The 20,304-nt window shown below is 60.5% G+C and carries 13 protein-coding genes and 3 pseudogenes; 8 read left to right on the forward strand and 8 right to left on the reverse strand.

The genetic code is table 11. The features are described 5' to 3' along the window. Nucleotides 1-185 precede the first annotated feature (185 nt). Entirely contained in the window at nucleotides 186-329 is a 144-nt protein-coding gene (locus E3O65_RS16845; RefSeq protein ID WP_166785801.1) for a hypothetical protein, read from the reverse strand. 35 nt (nucleotides 330-364) lie between these two features. Further along, nucleotides 365-2,992 carry a class III lanthionine synthetase LanKC gene (gene lanKC, locus E3O65_RS15885; protein ID WP_166785802.1) on the reverse strand — a complete coding sequence of 876 codons (2,628 nt, stop codon included), beginning with the start codon at nucleotides 2,990-2,992 and terminating at the stop codon, nucleotides 365-367. A gap of 232 nt (nucleotides 2,993-3,224) precedes the next feature. On the opposite strand from lanKC, the gene E3O65_RS15890 reads away from it, so the two are divergent. The 6 genes and pseudogenes from E3O65_RS15890 to E3O65_RS15915 all read left to right on the forward strand — a co-directional run bounded on the left by E3O65_RS15890 (nucleotide 3,225) and on the right by E3O65_RS15915 (nucleotide 10,797). Beyond that, nucleotides 3,225-5,039 carry an ABC transporter ATP-binding protein gene (locus E3O65_RS15890; RefSeq protein WP_134364699.1) on the forward strand — a complete coding sequence of 605 codons (1,815 nt, stop codon included), beginning with the start codon at nucleotides 3,225-3,227 and terminating at the stop codon, nucleotides 5,037-5,039. A gap of 28 nt (nucleotides 5,040-5,067) precedes the next feature. Next, complete coding sequence (locus E3O65_RS15895; protein ID WP_134364700.1) at nucleotides 5,068-6,066, forward strand: LLM class flavin-dependent oxidoreductase; 999 nt, start codon at nucleotides 5,068-5,070, stop codon at nucleotides 6,064-6,066. A 326-nt stretch (nucleotides 6,067-6,392) separates the two neighbouring features. Beyond that, nucleotides 6,393-7,616 (forward strand): annotated as a pseudogene (istA, locus tag E3O65_RS15900) (IS21 family transposase). Further along, nucleotides 7,616-8,398: an IS21-like element helper ATPase IstB gene (gene istB, locus E3O65_RS15905; protein WP_134364701.1), complete on the forward strand. Its 783-nt coding sequence runs from the start codon at nucleotides 7,616-7,618 to the stop codon at nucleotides 8,396-8,398. The pseudogene istA and the gene istB overlap by 1 nt, the downstream one beginning before the upstream one ends. A 288-nt stretch (nucleotides 8,399-8,686) precedes the next feature. Beyond that, nucleotides 8,687-9,418 carry an ABC transporter ATP-binding protein gene (locus tag E3O65_RS15910; protein ID WP_134364702.1) on the forward strand — a complete coding sequence of 244 codons (732 nt, stop codon included), beginning with the start codon at nucleotides 8,687-8,689 and terminating at the stop codon, nucleotides 9,416-9,418. After that, nucleotides 9,415-10,797, forward strand: a complete 1,383-nt coding sequence (locus E3O65_RS15915; RefSeq protein WP_134364703.1) for an FtsX-like permease family protein — start codon at nucleotides 9,415-9,417, stop codon at nucleotides 10,795-10,797. Before E3O65_RS15910 ends, E3O65_RS15915 begins: the two co-directional genes overlap by 4 nt. Before the next feature lie 311 nt (nucleotides 10,798-11,108). Here E3O65_RS15915 and E3O65_RS15920 read toward each other — a convergent pair whose 3' ends face one another. Together E3O65_RS15920 and E3O65_RS15925 are read right to left on the reverse strand one after the other, a co-directional pair. Then, entirely contained in the window at nucleotides 11,109-11,816 is a 708-nt protein-coding gene (locus tag E3O65_RS15920) for a hypothetical protein (protein ID WP_134364704.1), read from the reverse strand. Nucleotides 11,817-12,049: 233 nt separating this feature from the next. Continuing rightward, the gene (locus E3O65_RS15925) at nucleotides 12,050-12,391 is read right to left on the reverse strand and encodes a hypothetical protein (protein ID WP_134364705.1); all 342 of its coding nucleotides are present in this window, start codon (nucleotides 12,389-12,391) and stop codon (nucleotides 12,050-12,052) included. A gap of 93 nt (nucleotides 12,392-12,484) precedes the next feature. Here E3O65_RS15925 and E3O65_RS15930 point away from each other — a divergent pair. Then, nucleotides 12,485-13,608: pseudogene (locus E3O65_RS15930) on the forward strand (IS3 family transposase); the annotation flags it as partial. A gap of 57 nt (nucleotides 13,609-13,665) precedes the next feature. Further along, nucleotides 13,666-14,106: pseudogene (locus tag E3O65_RS17345) on the forward strand (transposase); the annotation flags it as partial. Nucleotides 14,107-14,248: 142 nt separating this feature from the next. Here E3O65_RS17345 and E3O65_RS15940 read toward each other — a convergent pair. Genes E3O65_RS15940 through kdpB form a run of 4 tightly spaced genes read right to left on the reverse strand, consistent with a single transcriptional unit; the run spans nucleotide 14,249 to nucleotide 20,303 of the window. Beyond that, on the reverse strand, nucleotides 14,249-14,950 hold the full coding sequence (locus E3O65_RS15940) for a response regulator (RefSeq protein WP_134364707.1): 702 nt from the start codon (nucleotides 14,948-14,950) through the stop codon (nucleotides 14,249-14,251). Further along, a complete protein-coding gene (locus tag E3O65_RS15945) occupies nucleotides 14,931-17,498 on the reverse strand; it encodes a sensor histidine kinase (RefSeq protein ID WP_134364708.1) in 2,568 nt (855 codons plus the stop codon). Before E3O65_RS15945 ends, E3O65_RS15940 begins: the two co-directional genes overlap by 20 nt. Before the next feature lie 3 nt (nucleotides 17,499-17,501). Beyond that, nucleotides 17,502-18,110: a potassium-transporting ATPase subunit KdpC gene (gene kdpC / locus E3O65_RS15950; RefSeq protein ID WP_134364709.1), complete on the reverse strand. Its 609-nt coding sequence runs from the start codon at nucleotides 18,108-18,110 to the stop codon at nucleotides 17,502-17,504. A gap of 33 nt (nucleotides 18,111-18,143) precedes the next feature. After that, nucleotides 18,144-20,303: a potassium-transporting ATPase subunit KdpB gene (gene kdpB, locus E3O65_RS15955; RefSeq protein WP_134364710.1), complete on the reverse strand. Its 2,160-nt coding sequence runs from the start codon at nucleotides 20,301-20,303 to the stop codon at nucleotides 18,144-18,146. Nucleotide 20,304: the final 1 nt, after the last annotated feature.

The following is a 20,304-nucleotide window of genomic DNA, read 5'->3' on the forward strand; positions in this document are numbered from 1 at the left end:
CACGTTCTCAGACCGCTGCTGTGCGTGCTGGATCGCGATTGAAAACCGAGCAATGCCTCGCTGGTCGCGAACGGTTGGGGTGTCAAGGTGCAGGTCCGATCTCGAACAGGGCTCGAGGCCGCGTCCTCATAGTGAATTGATGCGCAGGGGTACCAAATTGGTCACCCCTGCGCATCAAGAGCTAACTAGTAGCAGTGCGAGTAGCTCTCGAAGCTGCTCGTGAAAGAGCTGCAGTACGAGTGGCTGGCCCAGCTGAAGTTAGCGTCGTCAAGCGAGAGTTCCTCGCTCTCAACGGTCAGAGCCTGAAATGCCAAGACATTTGCGATCATTTTTTCACCCCCTTATGAACGATTGAATGAGTTAATCACCGCGCAGGTTGCGACGGGAGCTCGAGGGGCGGGAGGAGGTCGACTCGTCCCGCAGCAAGTTGGGCTACAGCAAAAGCCACCCCAGCACCGCCTGAAGCCAGGTCAGCTGTTATCCGGATGCCGCTGTCACCTGCGAATACGACGCCTGTGCCGCTACGCACCGCATAGGCGCTCAACGTTCTGATTACCGAACGGTTGTCTTCCGCGGGAAGTCCAAGAAATTGGCGGATTCCCGCTCCGCCAAGAGCCAAGCCGGCATACCCTGCGAGCAGCCCAGGAAAAACCGAAATGGGTGGCAGGGTGGCCTTGAGCAAGTACTCTGCACTCTCCAGAATGCCGGGATCAACACTCTCCTTTTGCAACAGGGACAGCACCACTCCGAAGCCTGCGCTGCCCGTGGCGAGATACGGAAGCCTGCGCGTCCCCTCACTCAATTGAAGAGTTTTTGACGCTTCGTCATACTGGTAGGCGGTGAGTTCGTACCCGAGCGCAAGGTCGACCGTCTCGAGATACCGAGGATCAGCAAGTATTCGCCGTGCCTCAGCGAAGAGCCAGCCAATTCCGAGGTGACCATAAAGTAGGCCAGAGTCGAGTCGGTCCGGCATATTGCCATTGTTTGACCGAACTTTGCCAATCGGAGCGAAAGACTCAGGTGACCTCCGATAGGCGTCGGCCATCGCGTCAACGGATTCGCAAATAGCTGCATGGTGGCTGGAAGGGACTAAGCCAGCTTCCTTGAGGCGCAGCAGCGCCAGCAAGATTCCCGGCAAACCGTCATAGATTCTGGGCCCAGGGGATTCAAGCCATTCCGCAGCTCGACTTTCGATGATCCTGGTGACATCTGCGCGCCGTCCCAGCACAGCCAGCGCCCAGAGGTCTCCGACCGCTCCCGAAAACAGACCAGGTGATGCCGAGGTGCCTCCGCGAGCGATGAGATGGTTCGCGAGGTCGTCCCAATGCTCGGGATTTGAGGCGTGGGTTGATTTCGGCAGGGCGTTGGCTGCGGTCACCAACGCTGCCATGACGCCCGCGTCTCCGTAAGCTAGCCCCGTGGACTCTTTTGCCAATCCGTATACGTGTATTGGGAATCGACGTGAGGACGACGTCCATTTGGGTCGCAAATCTTCGTATCCGTTGAGCGTTGCTTGAAGTAGCGACTCATCTGTGACAAAAGGAGTTAGCAGTGACTTCAACTCCCATCGATCTGTTCGAAAGGTAGTGGCCGCTGTCACGTCCGATGCTTGGTCGTCGAGTTGTTCGAGGTCCGCGAGCACGTCATTCAGCGCGCTGGTGACATTCGTCTCATCTGGGTATATAGAAGCGGCCAACATCCGTGTTTGGTGCGAATAATCAGCTACCAGCTCGGACTGCTGGATCAGGGGTACAAGCATGAAGGCGAGAGTTTGTCTCAGCCCGTGCCAATCCGCCTGGGCGGGAGTCCTCTTGCCAGGTGCCCTGAACCCGGACGCCGCAATGGTCTGCCTGACAAGCTCCGCGTTGGCGGGCCGCGCGCACTCAAAATCTATGAGTGAGACGTCGAGGTTCTCCGAAATGAGGACATTATCCCCATGGACATCGAAATGAGCCCACCCTCGCGAGTGAATGCTCGATAACGCTTTTTGAAGGTCTCGGCCAATCCTATGAATTGATCTCAAGTATGAGAGGGCACCCGCCGGACTCATGCTGTATGCGGGAAAATTTGCCACTACCCAGGTCCGTAAGGGGATGCCGGGCTTGAACTCTAGCGCCGCAAATGAGTTCTCCCAGACCATTCCGTGCCAGATTACTTCGGGCACGGCGGCGATTCCCGAGAGAGCCTTCAGAGCTTCAACTTCGTTGTTCAGTCGCTGAATAGCATCTCGCCCAAGAAAGTCGTGAGCGACGTGAGCCCGCGCTTCTTTGATGATGAGATTTGCCTCACCGTCCAGCATTTTTCCGCGGTACGTTCCTCCCGCGGACGAGAACTTCACGGCACTGAGAACCTGGAATGGCATGGCCGATTCGGCTTCGCTCGAGCTATTTACCCAGGTTTTCAGAAAGCCGGGGACGGGAGCCCAGTCAGGGGTCGAGAAGAAACCATTCCTTTCATCAGGTACAAGTTCCGCTGACGCATTTCGAATTGCCGGCACTTGAATGCCACCGGTAGTTTCCATGTGAAGCGGACGGAAGGCACCATAACGCAGGTACACAGGAGCGGATCTCCACCGCTTATCGCTCAGGATATAAGGCCCCGAAAAACGCTGGAGAGCGTCATCGAGTAGGTCCAAAACTCGATGCAGAGAATCACTGCTCGGGTATGCCGTGATGAACTTACCGGCGTGGCCTCGTGGCGTGGTCTTGCTGTTTCGAGCGCTGAGACGTTCCGGAGACGACAGGTACTTGAAAGCAGTATTCTCGGCCACAAGTATCTGCGCGACGGCGGTTAGGGCACTTTGGGCATGTTCGGGAATAGCGCTGACGTGAATCTTCCAGCCCTGCTCGGCGAGTTCCACGCCGACTGGAATAGCATGCGTCCACTCCGCCTCGATGATGCGACGCCAGTCACCTGGGAGGGCCGCCTCAAATCGCGCGCTTTCGTCGGCAGACGTCGAATCCGGCTGCTCAAAAAAATACGCGTTATTCATAGCAAAATGCTCAATTACGAGCTCTCGCATGTTTCTACCCCGCCCCCCGGCCGCCGAAAATTCGGACTTCCAAACGAGAACCTACAGTACGTTTTCACTCGATGTCCAGTAAGGTCAAATCAGTCGACAAGAATTTGATTTCGGGGTCTAACCTGGATTTTTTTCTTTGTAACTACTTCGGGGGGGGTTCGAATCTGGGCATGTTATTGATGCCCAGAAGAATGGCCTTCGCATGGATTCTCATCGAAAGAAGGTCATCACTTTGGAACCCGCCACCGAACTTGAGACGCCCGTCGACGCGAAGACGCGACGGGCAAAGTTGCGAGATTTTGTTCCATATCTCGGCGGCCATCACTTGGCTCTTTTGTCCGCAATCGTCGCGTCGCTTGCGGCAACGGGTCTCGCGATCGTGCAGCCGATTGTGGTGAAGAACTTGATCGGTGGGACAACGGTTGAGCAAGGTGCGCCGGTGATTCTGATCTGGATACTGGTCGCAATCACAATTGGTGAAGCACTCTTCTCGGCGGCGCGTTCGTATCTGCTGCAGCGTACGGGGGAGGCAGCCGTGCTGGGGCTCCGGCGCTCCTTGATCGGACGTCTACTTCGACTTCCGATCACTGAGTACGATCAGCGAGCGCTAGGAGATTTGCTCTCGCGCGCTGGCACAGATTCGGCGATGGTTCGGTCACTGGTCACTTCGGGAATCTTTGATCTTGGCGCCGCAGCCATAATGTTTGTTGCGTCGTTGCTGCTCATGGTCTCGCTCGATTCAACTCTTCTGCTTCTCGTGCTCGCTACGGTGACGGTGGGGACCGTTAGCGTCCTTGCGATGGCTCGGCTTATTCGAGTCGCCAGCCTTGATGTGCAAAATCGGGTTGGCGATATGTCGGCTTCCGTCCTCAGATCACTCTCCGCAATTCGAACAATTCGCGCCGCAGGTGCAACCGCTGATGAGTCCGAGCGAGTCATAATTTCTGCAACGGCCGCCTATGGAGCTGGCGTCAATGTGGCCAAATTGGAAGCGTTTATTCGCCCCATTATTTCGTTGTTCATTCAGGGCTCGATCGTGGTCGTTCTCGCAATCGGCGGCGTTCGAGTGGCGAGTGGCACCTTAGAGCTCGCGAGCCTCGTGGCCTTCGTGCTCTACTTGTCCCTTCTTATCCAGCCGATATCGCAGGGCCTTGGCGCCGTGAGTCAGATGCAGGTTGCATTGGCCGCTCTGCAGCGTGTCAACGACATAGTCTTCTTGGACGAAGAGGACGCGGGCGATGCTGCGATCTCAAGGAATTTGCCGCTTCGGGTCCCCACGGCACAATCCGAAGCCTTGATCGAATTTCGCAGCGTGCGCTTCGCTTACGCGTCTGGCACGCAGGCTCTCCAAGACGTCTCCTTCTCCATCATCAAAGGCACACGCAATGCAATCGTCGGTCCGTCTGGTGCCGGAAAATCAACCATTTTGGCTCTCGCCGAACGATTCTATGAAATTGACTCTGGAGCCATTCTGTACTCCGGAAATGACATCCGTTCGATGCCGAGGGCTAGCGTCCGTTCTAACCTCGGCTATGTCGAGCAGGAGGCTACGTCAGTTTCGGGCACGATAGCGGACAATCTGAGGCTCGGAAATCCAAACCTGAGCGACCTGGAATTGATGGGAGCGTTGGACGCCGTAGGCCTAGATGACGTGGTGCACCGTTCAAGCGAGGGTCTTCAGAGCCGGGTCGGCGACGATGGGGTGATGCTGTCGGGTGGCCAGCGTCAGAGGTTGGCTTGGGCACGCGTCCTCCTGGGAAATGCTGAGCTCCTCCTCCTGGACGAGCCCACCTCTTCGGTAGACGCCGTCACCGAAGAAATTCTCCAGAATCTGTTGGCTTCCCAAACCCCTTCACGAACGGTACTTGTGGTTGCGCACCGTCTGTCCACAGTAGTTAATTCTGATCAGATCATCGTTGTGGAAGACGGAAGAACGACGGCGAGTGGGACCCATGACGAGCTTCTGCTCTCCAGCGAGATCTATCGGGAGTTGGCCGTGCGCCAGCTAGTCGCCTGAGTCTGTTCATATCAATTGTCAGGTCCAAATGGTTGCTTCACCAACAGAGATTGCCGATGAGGACGCGATGTCATTAAAACTGTCGGTAATGGCTGTGCAACAGCCGAACGCTATCAAGTCGCTGGTGCCCGTTGCCGACTTGGCACGCGGGAAAGGTGCACACGCGCTTTGGATGGGGCAATCGTTTGGTATTGATGCTCACGCGTCGTTTGCCTATCTTGCCGGCGCGGGATACTCCATTCGAGTGGGGATGGGTGTTGCTCTCACGCCTTTGCGTCACCCTTATGACGCAGCACTTCAAGTGCGATCGCTACTCTCGCTTGGCTTGTCGCACGTAACTGTCGCTTTTGGTCCGGGAGCGCCAGAATTCAGCAGAGCCATATTGGGCCAACCGCTAGCGCGTCCCGTCGCTCACACAGAACAGTACATGTCAGTTGTGAAACAGCTGCTGCAAACCGGCGGTGTACAAGCTCCAAGTGAGCTCTTCAACATCCAGGGCTCAATGCAAATTGTGCCAGCGCCGGAGATTGAAGTCGGAGGCGGCGTTCTCCGACCTGCGATGGCGGCCGCCGTAGGAAGGTCCGGCGATGTCGCAGTTACGTGGCTCGCGCCGCCGTCCTACATAGCCGATCGGCTAATCCCAGCGATGATCGAGAACCGCCCCGGCGGAAGAACTCGGCCACGTGTTGTTGCCATTGTTCCCGTCGCCGTAGCTCGGCCGGGAAGGACAGCCCGTGTCCTCGCACGCGCTGCAGTGGAAAGACACCTCAGCGGCAGCCATTACGTTTCGATGCTCAAACAAGCCGGCCTCGAAATGCACGAGAAGGATGCAATGCGGAACATCGCCGAAGTCCTGGAGCATGACGTATTCGTATATGGCACACCAGCAAAGATCATCAGCGCCCTGGCCCGATACGAGGATGCCGGCGTCGATGAAATTGTGCTTTCAACCGTTGGAGTCGGAAACGCCATCGGGCTTGAAGACGCCGTGCAAGACCTGCGTCTGATTCTGGCCGCGAATCAATGATCCGTTAGACAGTATTTTTCAATCGCACGGACAGATCGTTTGAGTTGCCCACCGCGGACGAGACCGCCACTGGGGTTGCTATCGAGGCGGCGAATGAAAGCAAATTGTTCGCAATGGCCCCAGCGAATAGGCGTTGACAGATATCCCACGAACCATTTGCTGTCGAGCGTTCGGCATTCGGGTTCAGAGAAGTCCAAGTGTTCCAGTGGCTCGAGGGCTTAGCCACCCCGTCAGCTGGCCGACTATCCCTCTGGGTGTCAGCGACGGTTGAATACCCAGCCAGAATCGACGGTTGAAAACTAGTCCACTCGACCACGATTGGATAGGTGATCACAGTGGAAGATTGGGCGTTGATTCGTCGCCTTCACAAGAGCGAGGGCGTGTCGCAGCGAGAGATCGCGCGGCGTTTAGGGGTGGCCAGGGACACGGTCGCGCGAGCGATCGCTTCTGATGAGCTGCCGAAATATGAGCGGCCGGTTCGGCCATCTGAGTTGAGGGAGCTGGAGCCGCGGATCCGTGAGCTGCTCGCGGCGCACCCGAGGATGCCCGCGACGGTCGTCGCGGAGTGGTTGGCGTGGTCGGGCTCGATCACGTGGTTCCGTGAGAATGTGGCGAGGCTTCGGCCCGAGTATGCGCCGGCAGATCCCGCGGACCGGATCGCGTATGCAGCCGGGGATCAGGCGCAGTGCGATCTGTGGTTCCCGCCCGTGAAGATCCCGCTCGGCGCCGGCCAGGCCGGGTCTCCGCCGGTGTTGGTGGTCGTGTCCTCGTTCTCGCGGTTCATCACGGCTGTGATGTTGCCGTCGCGGACGACACCGGATCTGCTCCTGGGCATGTGGATATTGATCTCGGGGCAGTTGGGCGCCGTCCCGAAGCGGTTGATCTGGGACAACGAGGCCGGCTTCGGCCGCCGGAACGCGTTCGCTCACGGAGTCGCGGCATTCACCGGGACGTTGACGACCAGGATCGTGCAACTCAAGCCCTTCGATCCGGAGTCCAAAGGCATCGTCGAACGCGCGAATCAGTACTTGGAGACATCGTTCCTGCCGGGGCGATCGTTTCGCTCGCCGGCTGACTTCAACGAGCAACTCTCGAGTTGGTTGCCCCGGGCGAATGGGAGGGTTGTTCGCCGGCTCGGCGGGCGCCCCACGGAGTTGGTCGCGGCGGACCGGGCCGCGATGCTCGCGTTGCCGCCGGTCGCTCCGCTGGTCGGGTTCGCCGCCCGGATCCGTTTGCCGCGCGATTAATACGTTCGCGTCTACGGCAACGATTACTCCGTTGATCCGGCCGGGATCGGACGAATGGTCGAGGTTCGGGCGGACCTGGACCAGGTCACGGTCACCCTCGAGGACAGGCTGTTCGCGTCTCATGACCGGGCATGGTCGACCGGACAAACGATCACCGATCGGGCTCACGTTGCCGCCGCCGCGACCCTGCGAGCCGCGTTTCAAACCCGCGCGGAGCCGGTCGAGGAGAGCCTCGAACGAAACCTCGCCGACTACGACACGGCGTTCGGGGTCCGGTTCGACCTCGACGGTGAAGTCGCCTGATGAGCCGCGAAGCGATCAGCGAGATCGAATACTTCGCCCGCGCATTGAAAGCTCCCAGGATCAGGGACGCCGCCGCCCGACTCGCTGAGCAGGCCCGGGAGGCAGGTTGGACTCACGAGGAATACTTGGCGGCGGTCCTCTCTCGGGAAGTCTCCGCGAGGGAGTCTTCCGGCGCGGAACTGCGGATTCGGGCAGCGGGCTTCCCCGGCCGGAAGTCGTTGGAGGAGTTCAACTTCGACCACCAGCCCTCGCTCAAGCGAGACACGATCGCGCACCTCGGCACCGGTTCCTTCCTCACCGAGGCGAAGAACGTGGTCCTGCTCGGGCCGCCCGGGACCGGGAAAACGCACCTCGCGATCGGCCTGGGCATCAAAGCCGCCCATGCGGGCCACCGAGTCCTGTTCGCCACAGCAACGGACTGGGTCACCCGGCTCCAATCAGCCCACCAGCTGGGCCGGCTGCCCCAGGAACTCGTGAAGCTCCGCCGTTACGGCCTGATCATCGTCGACGAAGTCGGCTACATCCCGTTCGAACAAGACGCCGCGAATCTGTTCTTCCAGCTCGTCTCGAGCCGTTACGAACACGCCTCGCTGATCCTGACCAGCAACCTCCCCTTCTCCCGATGGGGCGACGTCTTCGGCGACCACGTCGTGGCGGCCGCGATGATCGACCGAATCGTTCACCACGCCGACGTCATCACGCTCAAAGGCTCCAGCTACCGACTCAAAAACAGCGGCATCGACACTCTTCCCTCGGCACGACCAGAGAACACGGCAGAGTAGTCAGACACAACAGTGGACTACTTTTCGACCGTCGTTATTGGCCTACGTTTCAACCGTCGCTGACACTGGGAAAGGACAATAGCCTTTCCAGAAGGGGAATCGCGTAGCTGCCCAGAACACGGATGGGGTTCAAAGCGGTATCCGAGTCTGAGGCGAGTAGCCCGAGTAAGCACGGGGCGCCCCAGACTTGTCTAGCGTGCTGGCTGATGACGTCGAGTGCCTGGCTGTGTCACACTTTCGGTATTGTCTGGGTAGGGGTGTGATCGCACAGACTGAAATGGGGCGGATATGGTGTTGCGGGCAGAAGACATAAGAAAATCGTTTCGCGTTCGCAAGGGGACACCTGACGTTGAGGTGCTCAATGGCATCAGCCTGTCGATCGCCGGCGGAGTCACCGCGATCGTCGGTCCGTCTGGATCAGGCAAGTCAACTCTCCTGTACTGCCTCGCCGGTCTCGAACGACCAACATCAGGACGATCCGTACTGTTGGACCAGGACCTCACTACTATTTCCGCTCGCCGACTCGCAGTCATGTATCGAGAGCGAATCGGGTTCGTCTTTCAGAACTTCAATTTGATTCCGTCACTGACGGCGTGGGAAAACGTCGCACTTCCCCAGAGGCTGGGCGGTAAACGGGTCGATAAGAAGGCGGTCAATGATGCGCTGGATCAGGTCGGCTTGCTCACACATTCATACGACCGTCCGGGGACGCTCTCCGGGGGAGAGCAACAGCGCGTGGCCATAGCGAGGGCCTTGGCCAATGCGCCCGACATCCTCTTCGCGGACGAACCCACCGGTTCTCTCGACAGCCGCTCGGCAGCGACCGTGAATGGCTACATGCGAACCGTGTCCGAACGCGGTGGAGCCGTCATTTTTGTCACACACGACATCCCCGCCGCCTGCACGGCCGACCGAGTCGTCGTTATTCGAGACGGTCGCCTCCTCGTCACGCTCGAACGCCCCGAACCCGCTGACATCTTGGCTGCCCTTGCCGCAGAGATAGCGTCCGCCACACCATGATTCGGCTGCTCCTCTCCGACATGCGAACCGATGCACGGAGTTTCGTTGGTCCCTTGTACGCGACGGTTGCGTGTTCGTTCTGGGTAGCCTTGGCCGCGTTCTTCTGGTTCTCCGTTCAGACACCCGCCGGGATCCAGGCGCTGGCATCCGCGCCAGAGGGAGCCAACAACACACTCATCCAATTGGCCGTTTTTCTTTTGCTGATGGGAATCGCGCTTCCCAGCACAATCGTCCTGTCCTCGGTGGGCGCCACCAAAGTTGCGCAGGGCCGTTCACGGTTCGCCCGGTGGCGACTGGCCGGGGCAACGCCCGCCCAGGTGTTCGGCGGTGTCTTGGCGCAATTCGTTTTGTTGGCCCTTGTTGCCTCGACAGTCGGAATTCTTGTCGCCCTCCCGCTCATCCAAGTCGGTTCCGACTTCCTCATGTCCGTTACAGATCTCGGAATTCTTCTTCCCGCGCAGCCGACATGGTCAGCGATCGTCGCAACGTACGGGTTCGTGGTTGGGACGTCGCTCTTTGGCGCGGGGATACCGTCGTGGCGGGCATCGAGGGTCACGGCTATCGAAGCCTTGCAAGACAAATCTGGTGGGAACGAAGCACGACTTCGACCGCGATCCATTCTTGGAGCTGGCATCGTGTCAGCCGGCGGGATCTTCTTCGCCGTCGGCGCCATCACAGAGAAAAACAACGGTTCGGCCTCCTCGCTTGTGATGCTTTTCGGATGCGCCGTCTTGGTTGTCCTGGCAATCATGGCGTCGGCAGTCTTCCCAGTGTTTGTTCGGGCGTGGACAGCAATCGTCCCTGCCCACCTCTCCACAGCCTGGTATGTGGCTCGCCATGGAGCGCTCGCCCGGCTAACGGCAACAACTTCGACGATCACGCCCTTCATGATCGGCGCAGGGCTGTTGAGCATCTACTTCAGCGCTGCAACTACGTGGGCCGTGACATCGCGAAACGACCAAGATGCGCCCCAACTTGCTCTGGGCCAAGGGCTCGTCCTATTCACGCCTGCCGCCGTCATCGCCATCACTGGAAGCGTGGCGATAGTCTTCATGGTTGGTCAGACCCGAGAAAGAGAAACAGCACTGCTCCGTGCCACGGGGGCCCCACCCCGAACCTTGGCTCTGATGCCGGTACTGGAAGCGCTCATCTATGCAGTCACGGCCTTCTTCCTGAGCGCCGTTGTCGCGCTCCTGGCCGTCCTTCTCTATTCCCTCTCCTTGGTCAATCTAGGCTACGGGTGGTCACCGCAAATCGACCTCAGAGCCGGAGCCGCTGTCACCCTCGTTGGTTTTCTCGGCATATTGACCGCCATCGGCATCCCCTCGCGAGCTGCAAACAAGAAAACGGTTCGGGATGCCTTGGCGACAGACCAATAGGAACTCAATTCGCGGCTATGCGATGGCCCGCTGAAGACGCGGGAGCCCACCTAAATGGGCATTCGTTGTGACTTTTTGCGCTCTGTGGCGGCGTTCTTTGATTGCTATTTGGCGCATTGAGTTGTACTCCCACGAGGCTCCGGGGCGTCAGCGTCCTATAACCCAAGGGTGAAGTGCCCGCTGTCGTGAGGTTCCCCGCAAGAGGAACGCTCTACGGGACGCCGTTCACTCGATACGTGAACACACTCTGTTCTGCGTGATTCGCGGTCCCAAAGACCGAACCGGCCGCTGACCAGGTCGTGTCGCCCTGGCTAATTCGCGGACCGCGTCCAGGGGCTCACGCTCTCCAGCTGGACGTTGACGACGCTGGGGCCAGCGAGAAGAGTACCCGCAGCGTCCTGGTGGAGGATGCTGTCGGTCGAATCGACGCCGTTGAACTGTCGAACGCTGACCCGCCCCGAGTTTAAGGACGAGAAAACTTCCGGTTGCTCAGCGCCTGCATACAGGTAAGCGTCGTAGCCACCGGTCTCCGGCAACGCGGGAAGCGCTGAAATAGGCGAAACAGTGATGGACCAATCACCCGCACCGGCCTCAACACCTATCCAACCAGCGGGGCCCACGGCGGGATCCAGGCCATAAGCGACGCTGGCCGAATCGCCCTGGTAGTCCGCTGTGCCGACCTCGTGGAAGGTCCCGTCCTCACCGTAAACCTGCGCATAGGAATTCTCATTCGCATAGTGTCCGGGTGCCCATGTGATTGTGTAGAAGCCAGATTTGGCGTTGTCGGGAAAGACAATTTCATCCGCCCCGCTCCCGGTGACCGTGAAAGCCTCGAACGTCCCGAAAGTCTCGTCGGCCCACGCCTGAGCAGATTCCTGCGCAGTGGGGTCATCCGTCTTGGCGGGCGCCGGCGAGGCCGAGGTTGGAGGTACGGGAGCCACCGTTTCCTCTGCTTGGCAGCCCGACAACGCCACCGCGGCTACGACGCCCGCGACCAGTATGGATGGCAACCGTTTCATGAAATCCCCCTGAGTTTCCGTGGCCCCTCGGCATTGAGATGGCGTGATCAGGCTGCACCGTAGCAGCCCCCGGCTTGGATCGAGTCTTGCATTGACCTCGTCGGTTGGACGATTCGACAGTTGCCGTCGGGAGTGTCAGGTCTCGCACGGGCTGTGGCTCGGACGCAGGTACTTCAACCTGCGCCGTGACCTGTGGCCGCAGTCCGGGCGGACAGAGGCCCGCGAAAGGAACGTCATTCGCCCGCGAAGATCACGATCTTTTGGTTCGCTTTGTCGTAGACGAACTGCAGGGCGGTCGGTCCCGGAAACGCTGACTGCAGTTCGTCGGGAAGGCCCTCCTCGTCCGCCATCAACTGAGTCATCGCCGGAAACGGTCCCGCAGCACAACCGCCCCTGATCGGCCCCGAGAACGAATTAGAGTCCGAGTTCTCGCCGTCCGCGGCCAAGAAGACGTTCAGGCACTCGCCCTCACCGCCGCTGCTGGCCAAGCCGCCGTCCGTGATGACCACACGGAGCCCGTAGAACTCGTGGAAGGCCTGCACAGCATCGCCCTGAGCTGCGATGAGCTGGAACATGCCGGGGACCTGGTAGTTGGGATCGACGGGACTGCCCCCGGTTTGGTTGACTCCTGACCTGTGGAGATTCGTCTTCGCTGGAAAGATGTCATCATGCCCAAGCCCTACACACCCGAGTTCCGCCGCGATGTAGTCGCGGTCGCCCGGAAGCACGAAGCCCCGCTGAATCAGATCGCGAAGGACTTCGGGATCTCGGAGTCCTGCCTGGCGAACTGGCTGAAGAAAGCCGACGTCGAGGAAGGCGTGAAGCCGGGCGTGACCGAGAAGGAATCCGCCGAGCTCCGCGATGCGAAGAAGCGCATCCGGCTGCTCGAGCAGGAAGCCGAGGTCATGCGCCGGGCCGTGGCCTATCTGTCCCGTGACGTCAACCCAAAATGATGTACCCGCTGGTCTGTGAACTGGCCGTCGACGGTGTCCCCGTCACGGTGACCTGCCGGGTGCTGCGCTTCTCCAAACAAGCGTTCTACCAATGGAAGCGCAACCCTATCTCCCAGCGCGACTGGGACGACGCCCACCTCACCAACGCCGCCTGGGATGCCCACCGGGACGACCCCGCGTTCGGTTACCGGTTCATCGCCGACGAGCTCGACCAGGCCGGTCTCACCGCGGGTGAGAACCGGGTCTGGCGGCTCTGCTCCCAGCAGCGGCTCTGGTCTGTGTTCGCGAAGAAACGCGGCCTCACGCGCAAGGCCGGCCCGCCCGTCCACGACGACCTCGTCAAGCGGAAATTCACTTCGACACGCCCGAACCAGCTCTGGCTGAACGACATCACCGAACACCGCACCGATGAGGGCAAGATCTACCTCTGCGCGATCAAAGACGTCTACTCGAACAAGATCGTCGGCTACTCGATCGACTCCAGGATGAAGGCGTCCCTGGCCGTCGCGGCCGCCCGGAACGCGATCGGCCAGCGCACCATCGACGGCACGATCCTGCACTCGGAACGGGGCTCCCAGTTCCGCTCCAACGCGTTCCTGCGGGTGCGGAAGAACAACGGCATCACCGGGTCGATGGGCCGAGTCGGTGCATGCGCTGACAACGCGGCGTTGGAGTCGTTCTTCGCCCTGCTGCAGAAGAACGTCCTCGATCGGCAGCGGTGGTCAACCCGGGAGGAAATGCGCCTGGCGATGGTGATCTGAATCGAGCGCACCTATCACCGCAAGCGCCGGCAACGCCGCCTCGGTAAGCTCACCCCGATCGGTTTTGAGACAATAAACGTGGCCCACAAGGCGCCTGAAACCACTAACCCTCTGAGTCAACTGAACTCGGGGCAGTCTCTCGGGACCGTGTTCCAGGGCGCCGGCTGGCAGAGATGCCGGGTGCACTTCATGCGCAACGTCCTCGCCGTGATCCCGCAAGGATCCCAGGATATGGTCGCCTCGATCATCCGCACTATCTTCGCGCAGCCCGACCGCGAGCACATCGAGAAGCAGTTCCGCGAGGTCACTACGATGCTCGCCCGCTCGCACCCGAAGGTCGCCGCGATGCTTGTCGACGCGCAACCCGACCTGCTCGCGTTCGCTGCGTTCCCACTGCGGCACTAGCGCCAGATCTGGTCCACCAACCCGCTGGAACGGGTGAACAAGGAGATCAAACGCCGCTCCGACGTCGTCGGCGTATTCCTCAAGGCCGCAGCCCTGCTCCGCCTGGCCGGGTCGGTGTTGATCGAGCAACACGACGAGTGGGAGGCCGTGCGTGCCGCTCGTTATCTGGGCTGCACGCACGGCCTCCCACTCAGCGATCTGCTCGCGCTTCTCCGCGAGGTGCGGCTCGAGTCGGGCCATCCGGGCCTGATTCTGGGCGGTGTGATTCGTGTTCTGGCGTCCCACCGGTCGCCTAGTTCCTGTGAACTGCGATTCAGTCACGCATGTTGCGGTCCGGCATGAATCGATACCCCATGCCCGATTCAGTGAGCAGATAGCGGGGCCTGCTCGGGTCGGGCTCAATTTTCTTGCGGAGTTGCGCGATGTAGAGGCGCAGGTATCCGGTGTCAGTGATGTGTTCAGATCCCCAGATTTCGGTCAGGAGGGTTTGACGAGACACGAGTCTGCCGACGTTCCTGACAAGGACTTCGAGCACCTGCCATTCCGTCGGCGTCAGGCGCACGAATTCGGTTCCGTCGGTTGTCTCCTTGGTGATGCTTTTGGCTACGAGGTCGATGGAGATGTCGGCGATTCGTGTAATGGGGGCGGTTTCCTGGTTGGGGACGCGACGCGTGAGGGCGCGGATTCGGGCGAGGAGCTCGTCGATGGAGAAGGGTTTGGTTACGTAATCGTCCGCGCCAGCGTCAAGCGCCTCGACCTTGTCGGCTGCGCCGGTACGCCCGGAGACCACGAGGATGGGGGCATGGGTCCACCCGCGAAGGCCTTGGATGACTTGGATGCCATTGAGTTCGGGCATGCCTAGGTCGATCATGTATATGTCGGGGCGATGCTCGATGGCCGCGTTAACAGCGTCTGTGCCGTTGGCGGCGGTGATGATCTCATAGCCGCGTGCGCTGAGGGTGATGCGCAGGGCGCGGAGTATTTGGGGGTCGTCGTCAGCGATGAGGATCTTCATGTGACTCCTTGCCCTGAGGTGCAATGTGGTCCGGTTGGGGGTAGATGGGCTTCTCGTCTGATGATGGGACTTTCGGGCTAACTGCGGGGAGGGCGATGACCATTGTGAGGCCGCCAGCAGGGGTAGTCTCGGCTTCGAGAGTGCCGCCCATGCCCTCGGTGAATCCTTTGGATAGGGCAAGACCGAGCCCGAGGCCGGTGAGGTTATCGGTGTCGCCCAGCCGCTGAAATGGAACGAAGATTTCCTCTCGGCGTTCGGCGGCTATGCCTGGACCGTGGTCGATGACTCGGATCTCGACGGTGCCACCGAAACTGCTAGTGGAGATGCGGACCCGCGTGCCGGGCGGGGTAAAACGGGCGGCATTGGCAAGGAGATTTACAACCACCCTCTGAAGAAGGCCCTGATCTGCCATGAGATACGGAAGATTTGGATCGAGGTCGAGCTCAATCTCCCCTGGACCAAGATGCAGCTCATCCAAAGACGAGAGGATCACATCCTCCGCGTCAACTGCATCGAGCAACACGCCAAGAACGCCGGCTTGAACCCTGCTGACGTCAAGAAGATTAGTCACGAGTGATGCAAGCGCTTGAAGGCTCTCATCAGCGGTGGCGATGAGCTCGTCTCGATCGCTGTCAGACCAGGCGATGTCGGTTGAGCGAAGTCCGCTAATGGCAGCAGTAGCAGCTGCGAGGGGGCGGCGGAGGTCGTGGCTTACTGCGGTGAGGAGCGCACTTCGCACGCGGTCTGCCTTGGCGAGTGGCCCTACTTCGTTTGCTGTGGCGGTGAGGTCGGAGTGTTCCATTGCGGCATCGATCTGTGCGGCGATCACGGCGAGCAGTCGTCGTTCTGATGCCTGTAGAGCTCCACCGTGGAGTTCAAGGATGGCGCGTGTCCCGACGGGCACCGTCGTGAGCTTCTGGTCGGTAGTGGGTTCACCGTCCCGCACAATGATTTGCCCGTCCGCTGTCAGGCGCACCCCGGTGAGATTGAAGGCTTCGCGAGTTTGATTGGCCAGCGCTTGTAGAGCGCTCTGACCCCGGAGGACACTTCCGGAGATGGTGGCGAGAAGTTCGGACTCCGCCGCTGAGCGTTTGGCTGCGCGGCTGCGTCGCGCCGCTTGATCCACGACGTAGCTAACCAGGACAGCGTTGAGAACGTATAGGAAAAGCGCCAAGAGATGTAACGGTTCATCAACGGTAATCGTATTCACAGGTTCGACGAAGAAGAAGTCGAGGGTGAGGCCCGACAGGAGCGCAGCGAAAAGGGCGGGCCAGATGCCGCCGACCAGGGCGACGAGGACAACGAGGAGCTGGTAAGTGAGAACATCGCTGGTGATTGACTCCGGGCTCCGGAACGACACGAGCAGCCAGGTGACGAGTGGGCCGCCGACTAGGGCGATGAGGAATCCAATAGTGCGGCGTTTCATCGTGACGCCTCCTGCGAGTCGGGGGAGCGTGAAGTGTCCTCCGGCCGCGGCGTGAGTGACGATGTGGACGTCTATGTTACCGGACTCGCGGATCACCGTCGATCCAATTCCCGGCCCAGTAAGGGCCGCCATTAGCCGGCTCCTGCGGCTGACCCCGATCACCAGTTGGGTGGCATTCGCTCCCTTGGCGAATTCGACGAGCGCATGGGGGATGTCGTCGCCAATGACCTGGTGGTAGGTGCCTCCAAGGGTCTCGACTAGGGTTCGCTGCTGGGCGAGCGCTCCGGGGTGAGCGGAGCGCAGGCCATCTTGGCTGATGATATGTAACGCGAGGAGTTCTCCCCCTGCAGAGCGGGCAGCGATGCGGGCGCCTCGCCGAATCAGGGTTTCTCCTTCTGGGCCGCCGGTGAGAGCGATGACGACCCGCTCCCTGGCCTCCCATTTGCTGTCGATTCCATGTTCAGCACGATAGCTTTTCAGGGCGGTGTCTACCTCGTCTGCCAACCAAAGTAGGGCGAGCTCACGTAGGGCAGTGAGGTTGCCCAGGCGGAAGTAATTTGACAGTGCGGCGTCAATGCGTTCCGCCGGGTATACCCGCCCATCGGCGAGGCGCCCACGAAGGGCTTGGGGTGCGAGATCGACGACTTCGATTTGGTCTGCTGCGCGGAGTACTTTGTCGGGGATAGTTTCGCGCTGCGGTACTCCGGTAATTTGCTGCACGACATCATTGAGGGATTCAATGTGTTGAATATTGACGGTAGACAGTACGTCGATCCCCGCAGCCAACAGGCTCTCCACGTCTTGCCAGCGTTTCTCGTGTGGAGAGCCTGGCGCGTTGGTATGCGCCAACTCATCCACTAAGGCGATGTCGGGCTTCCGCGCGATCACCGCGGCAAGGTCCATCTCCGTCAATTCGACACCCCGGTATACGACGGTGCTGCGGGGGACAATCTCAAGGCCCTCAGCCATGGCGGCCGTGGCGGCGCGGCCGTGGGTTTCCACGACCGCGACCACCACGTCCGTACCTTCACCGAGGAGCCGTTTGCCTTCCTCAAGCATGGTGTACGTTTTTCCGACGCCGGGGGCGGCACCGAGCAGCACTCGTAACTGCCCTCGTCTCATGGTCTACGCCTTGAGGGCTTTGAGAGCGATGTTCAGCTGCAGCACGTTCACGGTCGGCTCGCCGAGGTAGCCGAGTTCCCGGGCTTGGATGTGGCTCTCAACTAGAGCCCGCACGTCTTCCACGGCCAGGTTTCTTTCAGCGGCGATGCGTTTTACCTGCAGTAGCGCGTATTCCGGGCTGATGTGCGGGTCCAGGCCTGACGCCGACGCCGTTAGAGCGTCCACAGGGATATCGTCCGGGTTAACGCTGTTGAACTCGGCAATCTGCGCCTTCCGCTCCTCGATCGCCGCAATCAAGTCGGTGTTCTCGGGTCCGTAGTTGGATCCGCTGGAGGCTCCTCCGTCGTAGCCTTCTCCGGCGGCCGAGGGCCGCGGCTGGAACCACTCGGGCAGCGGGTTGCCGTCAGCGTCGGACGATGATTGCCCGATGAGGGCGGACCCGACGGTGCCGCCGTCCACGGTTTCGGTGGATCCGTTCGCCTGGGCGGGCAGGGCGAGCTGACCGATCCCGGTGATGATGAGCGGGTATGCCACACCGAGGACGACGGTGAGGACGAGCATGGCGCGGAGGGCGACCCAGTAGTGCGGGATGCCCGAGCGGGATGAGCTCATGATGAAGTCTTCTTTCTAAAGTCGAGCATAGGGTTAGAAGCCGGGGATCAGGCCGACGACGAGGTCAATCAGCTTGATTCCGATGAAGGGGGCAATCACGCCGCCGACGCCATAGACCAGCAGGTTGCGGCTCAGGATCTTGGAGGCGCTCAGCGGGCGGTACTTCACCCCGCGCAGGGCCAATGGGATCAGGAAGACGATGACGACGGCGTTGAAGATGATTGCCGACAGCACGGCTGACGACGGGGAATTCAGCCCCATAATGTTCAGCACGGCCAGGCCGGGGAACACTCCCATGAACATGGCGGGGATAATCGCGAAGTATTTGGCAATGTCGTTCGCGATCGAGAATGTGGTGAGCGCCCCTCGGGTGATCAGCAGCTGTTTGCCGATGCGGACGATGTCGATCAGCTTGCTCGGGTCGGAGTCTAGGTCAACCATGTTGCCGGCCTCCTTCGCGGCCGAAGTTCCAGTGTTCATCGCCACACCGACATCCGCTTGAGCGAGCGCGGGGGCGTCGTTGGTGCCGTCACCGGTCATCGCGACCAGGTTGCCGCCTTGCTGTTCCCGGCGGATGAGTGCGAGCTTGTCCTCCGGGGTGGCTTCGGCGAGGTAGTCATCGACGCCGGCTTCGGCAGCGATGGCCTTGGCCGTTAGCGGGTTGTCACCTGTGATCATGACGGTGCGGATACCCATTGCCCGCATTTCGGCGAAACGCTCCTTGAGGCCCTCCTTGACAATGTCCTTGAGATGTACGACGCCGAGGATGCGACCCTCACCGGTCGCGCTTTTCACGGCGACCACGAGCGGGGTACCACCGCTTTTCGCGATGCGCTCTACATGTTCGTCGAGATCGGCGAGCACGGAGCTGGCCACCCGCCCGTTCTCCTCGATCCAGGCGATGACAGCAGAGCCGGCGCCCTTCCTAATTTGGATTCCGTCGGGCTGGTCCAATCCGCTCATGCGAGTCTGAGCCGTGAAGGGGATGATGTCTCCGACCGCGAACTCGCCCACGTGGATTCCTTTCACGCCGGCGAGGTCGACAACGGACTTTCCTTCGGGCGTGGGGTCGGCCAGCGAAGACAGTGCAGCCGTCCGGATGAGTTCGTCCGCGCTGACACCATCGACACACACGAACTCGGAAGCGCGGCGGTTGCCGTAAGTGATGGTGCCCGTTTTGTCCAGCAGCAGCGTCGTGACGTCGCCGGCAGCCTCGACTGCTCGCCCGGACATGGCCAAGACGTTGTGTTGCACGAGCCGGTCCATCCCAGCAATACCGATCGCGGAGAGCAACGCACCGATGGTGGTCGGGATGAGGCAGACCAACAGGGCAACCAGGACCGGCAGGCTGACCGTCGCGGCGGAGTAGGAAGCAATCGGGTTCAGAGTCAGGGTGACGATGACAAAAATAATTGTGAGGCTAGCCAGGAGGATATTCAGCGCGATCTCGTTGGGTGTTTTCTGCCTCGAGGCGCCCTCGACGAGGCCGATCATCCGATCGACGAAGGTCTCGCCGGGCTTGCTGGTGATCTTCACGACGATGCGGTCAGAAAGTACCCGGGTGCCGCCGGTAACGGCGCTGCGGTCGCCCCCGGATTCCCGCACGACGGGAGCCGATTCGCCGGTGATAGCGGACTCATCGACCGACGCGATTCCCCAGATGATGTCGCCATCGCCGGGGATTAGGTCTCCGGCGGTGACGACTACAACGTCACCCAGTTGCAGCTCCGCTGAGGAGGATTCCTGCACTGGTGTGGTGGTAGCCGCGGGATCACCGGTGAAACTGTACCCCGTGACTTTGTGCGCCATGGTGCTGGTACGGGTCTTGCGCAGACTCTCTGCCTGCGCTTTGCCGCGGCCCTCAGCGACCGACTCGGCGAGGTTGGCGAAGAGCACTGTCAGCCACAGCCAGACGGCGATGCCCCAGGTGAAAGATCCTGGCACTGTGGAACCGCCCGATGATGCCGGGCCGCCCAGGAACGGTTCGGCGACGGCGAGGACAGTGGTGAATGCCGCACCGACTTCGACGATGAACATGACGGGGTTGCGCCACATCTGCCGCGGGTTAAGCTTCCTGACGGCTCCGGGTATGGCGGAGATCAGCTGCTCGGCACTGAACGTGCTCTGCTGAACTCGTGGGGTGCGAGTGGTGTCGGGTTTATGCGGCGCCATCGTGGATGTTGTTGTGGACATG

Source organism: Cryobacterium breve (genome assembly GCF_004402375.1).
Lineage (GTDB): Bacteria > Actinomycetota > Actinomycetes > Actinomycetales > Microbacteriaceae > Cryobacterium > Cryobacterium breve.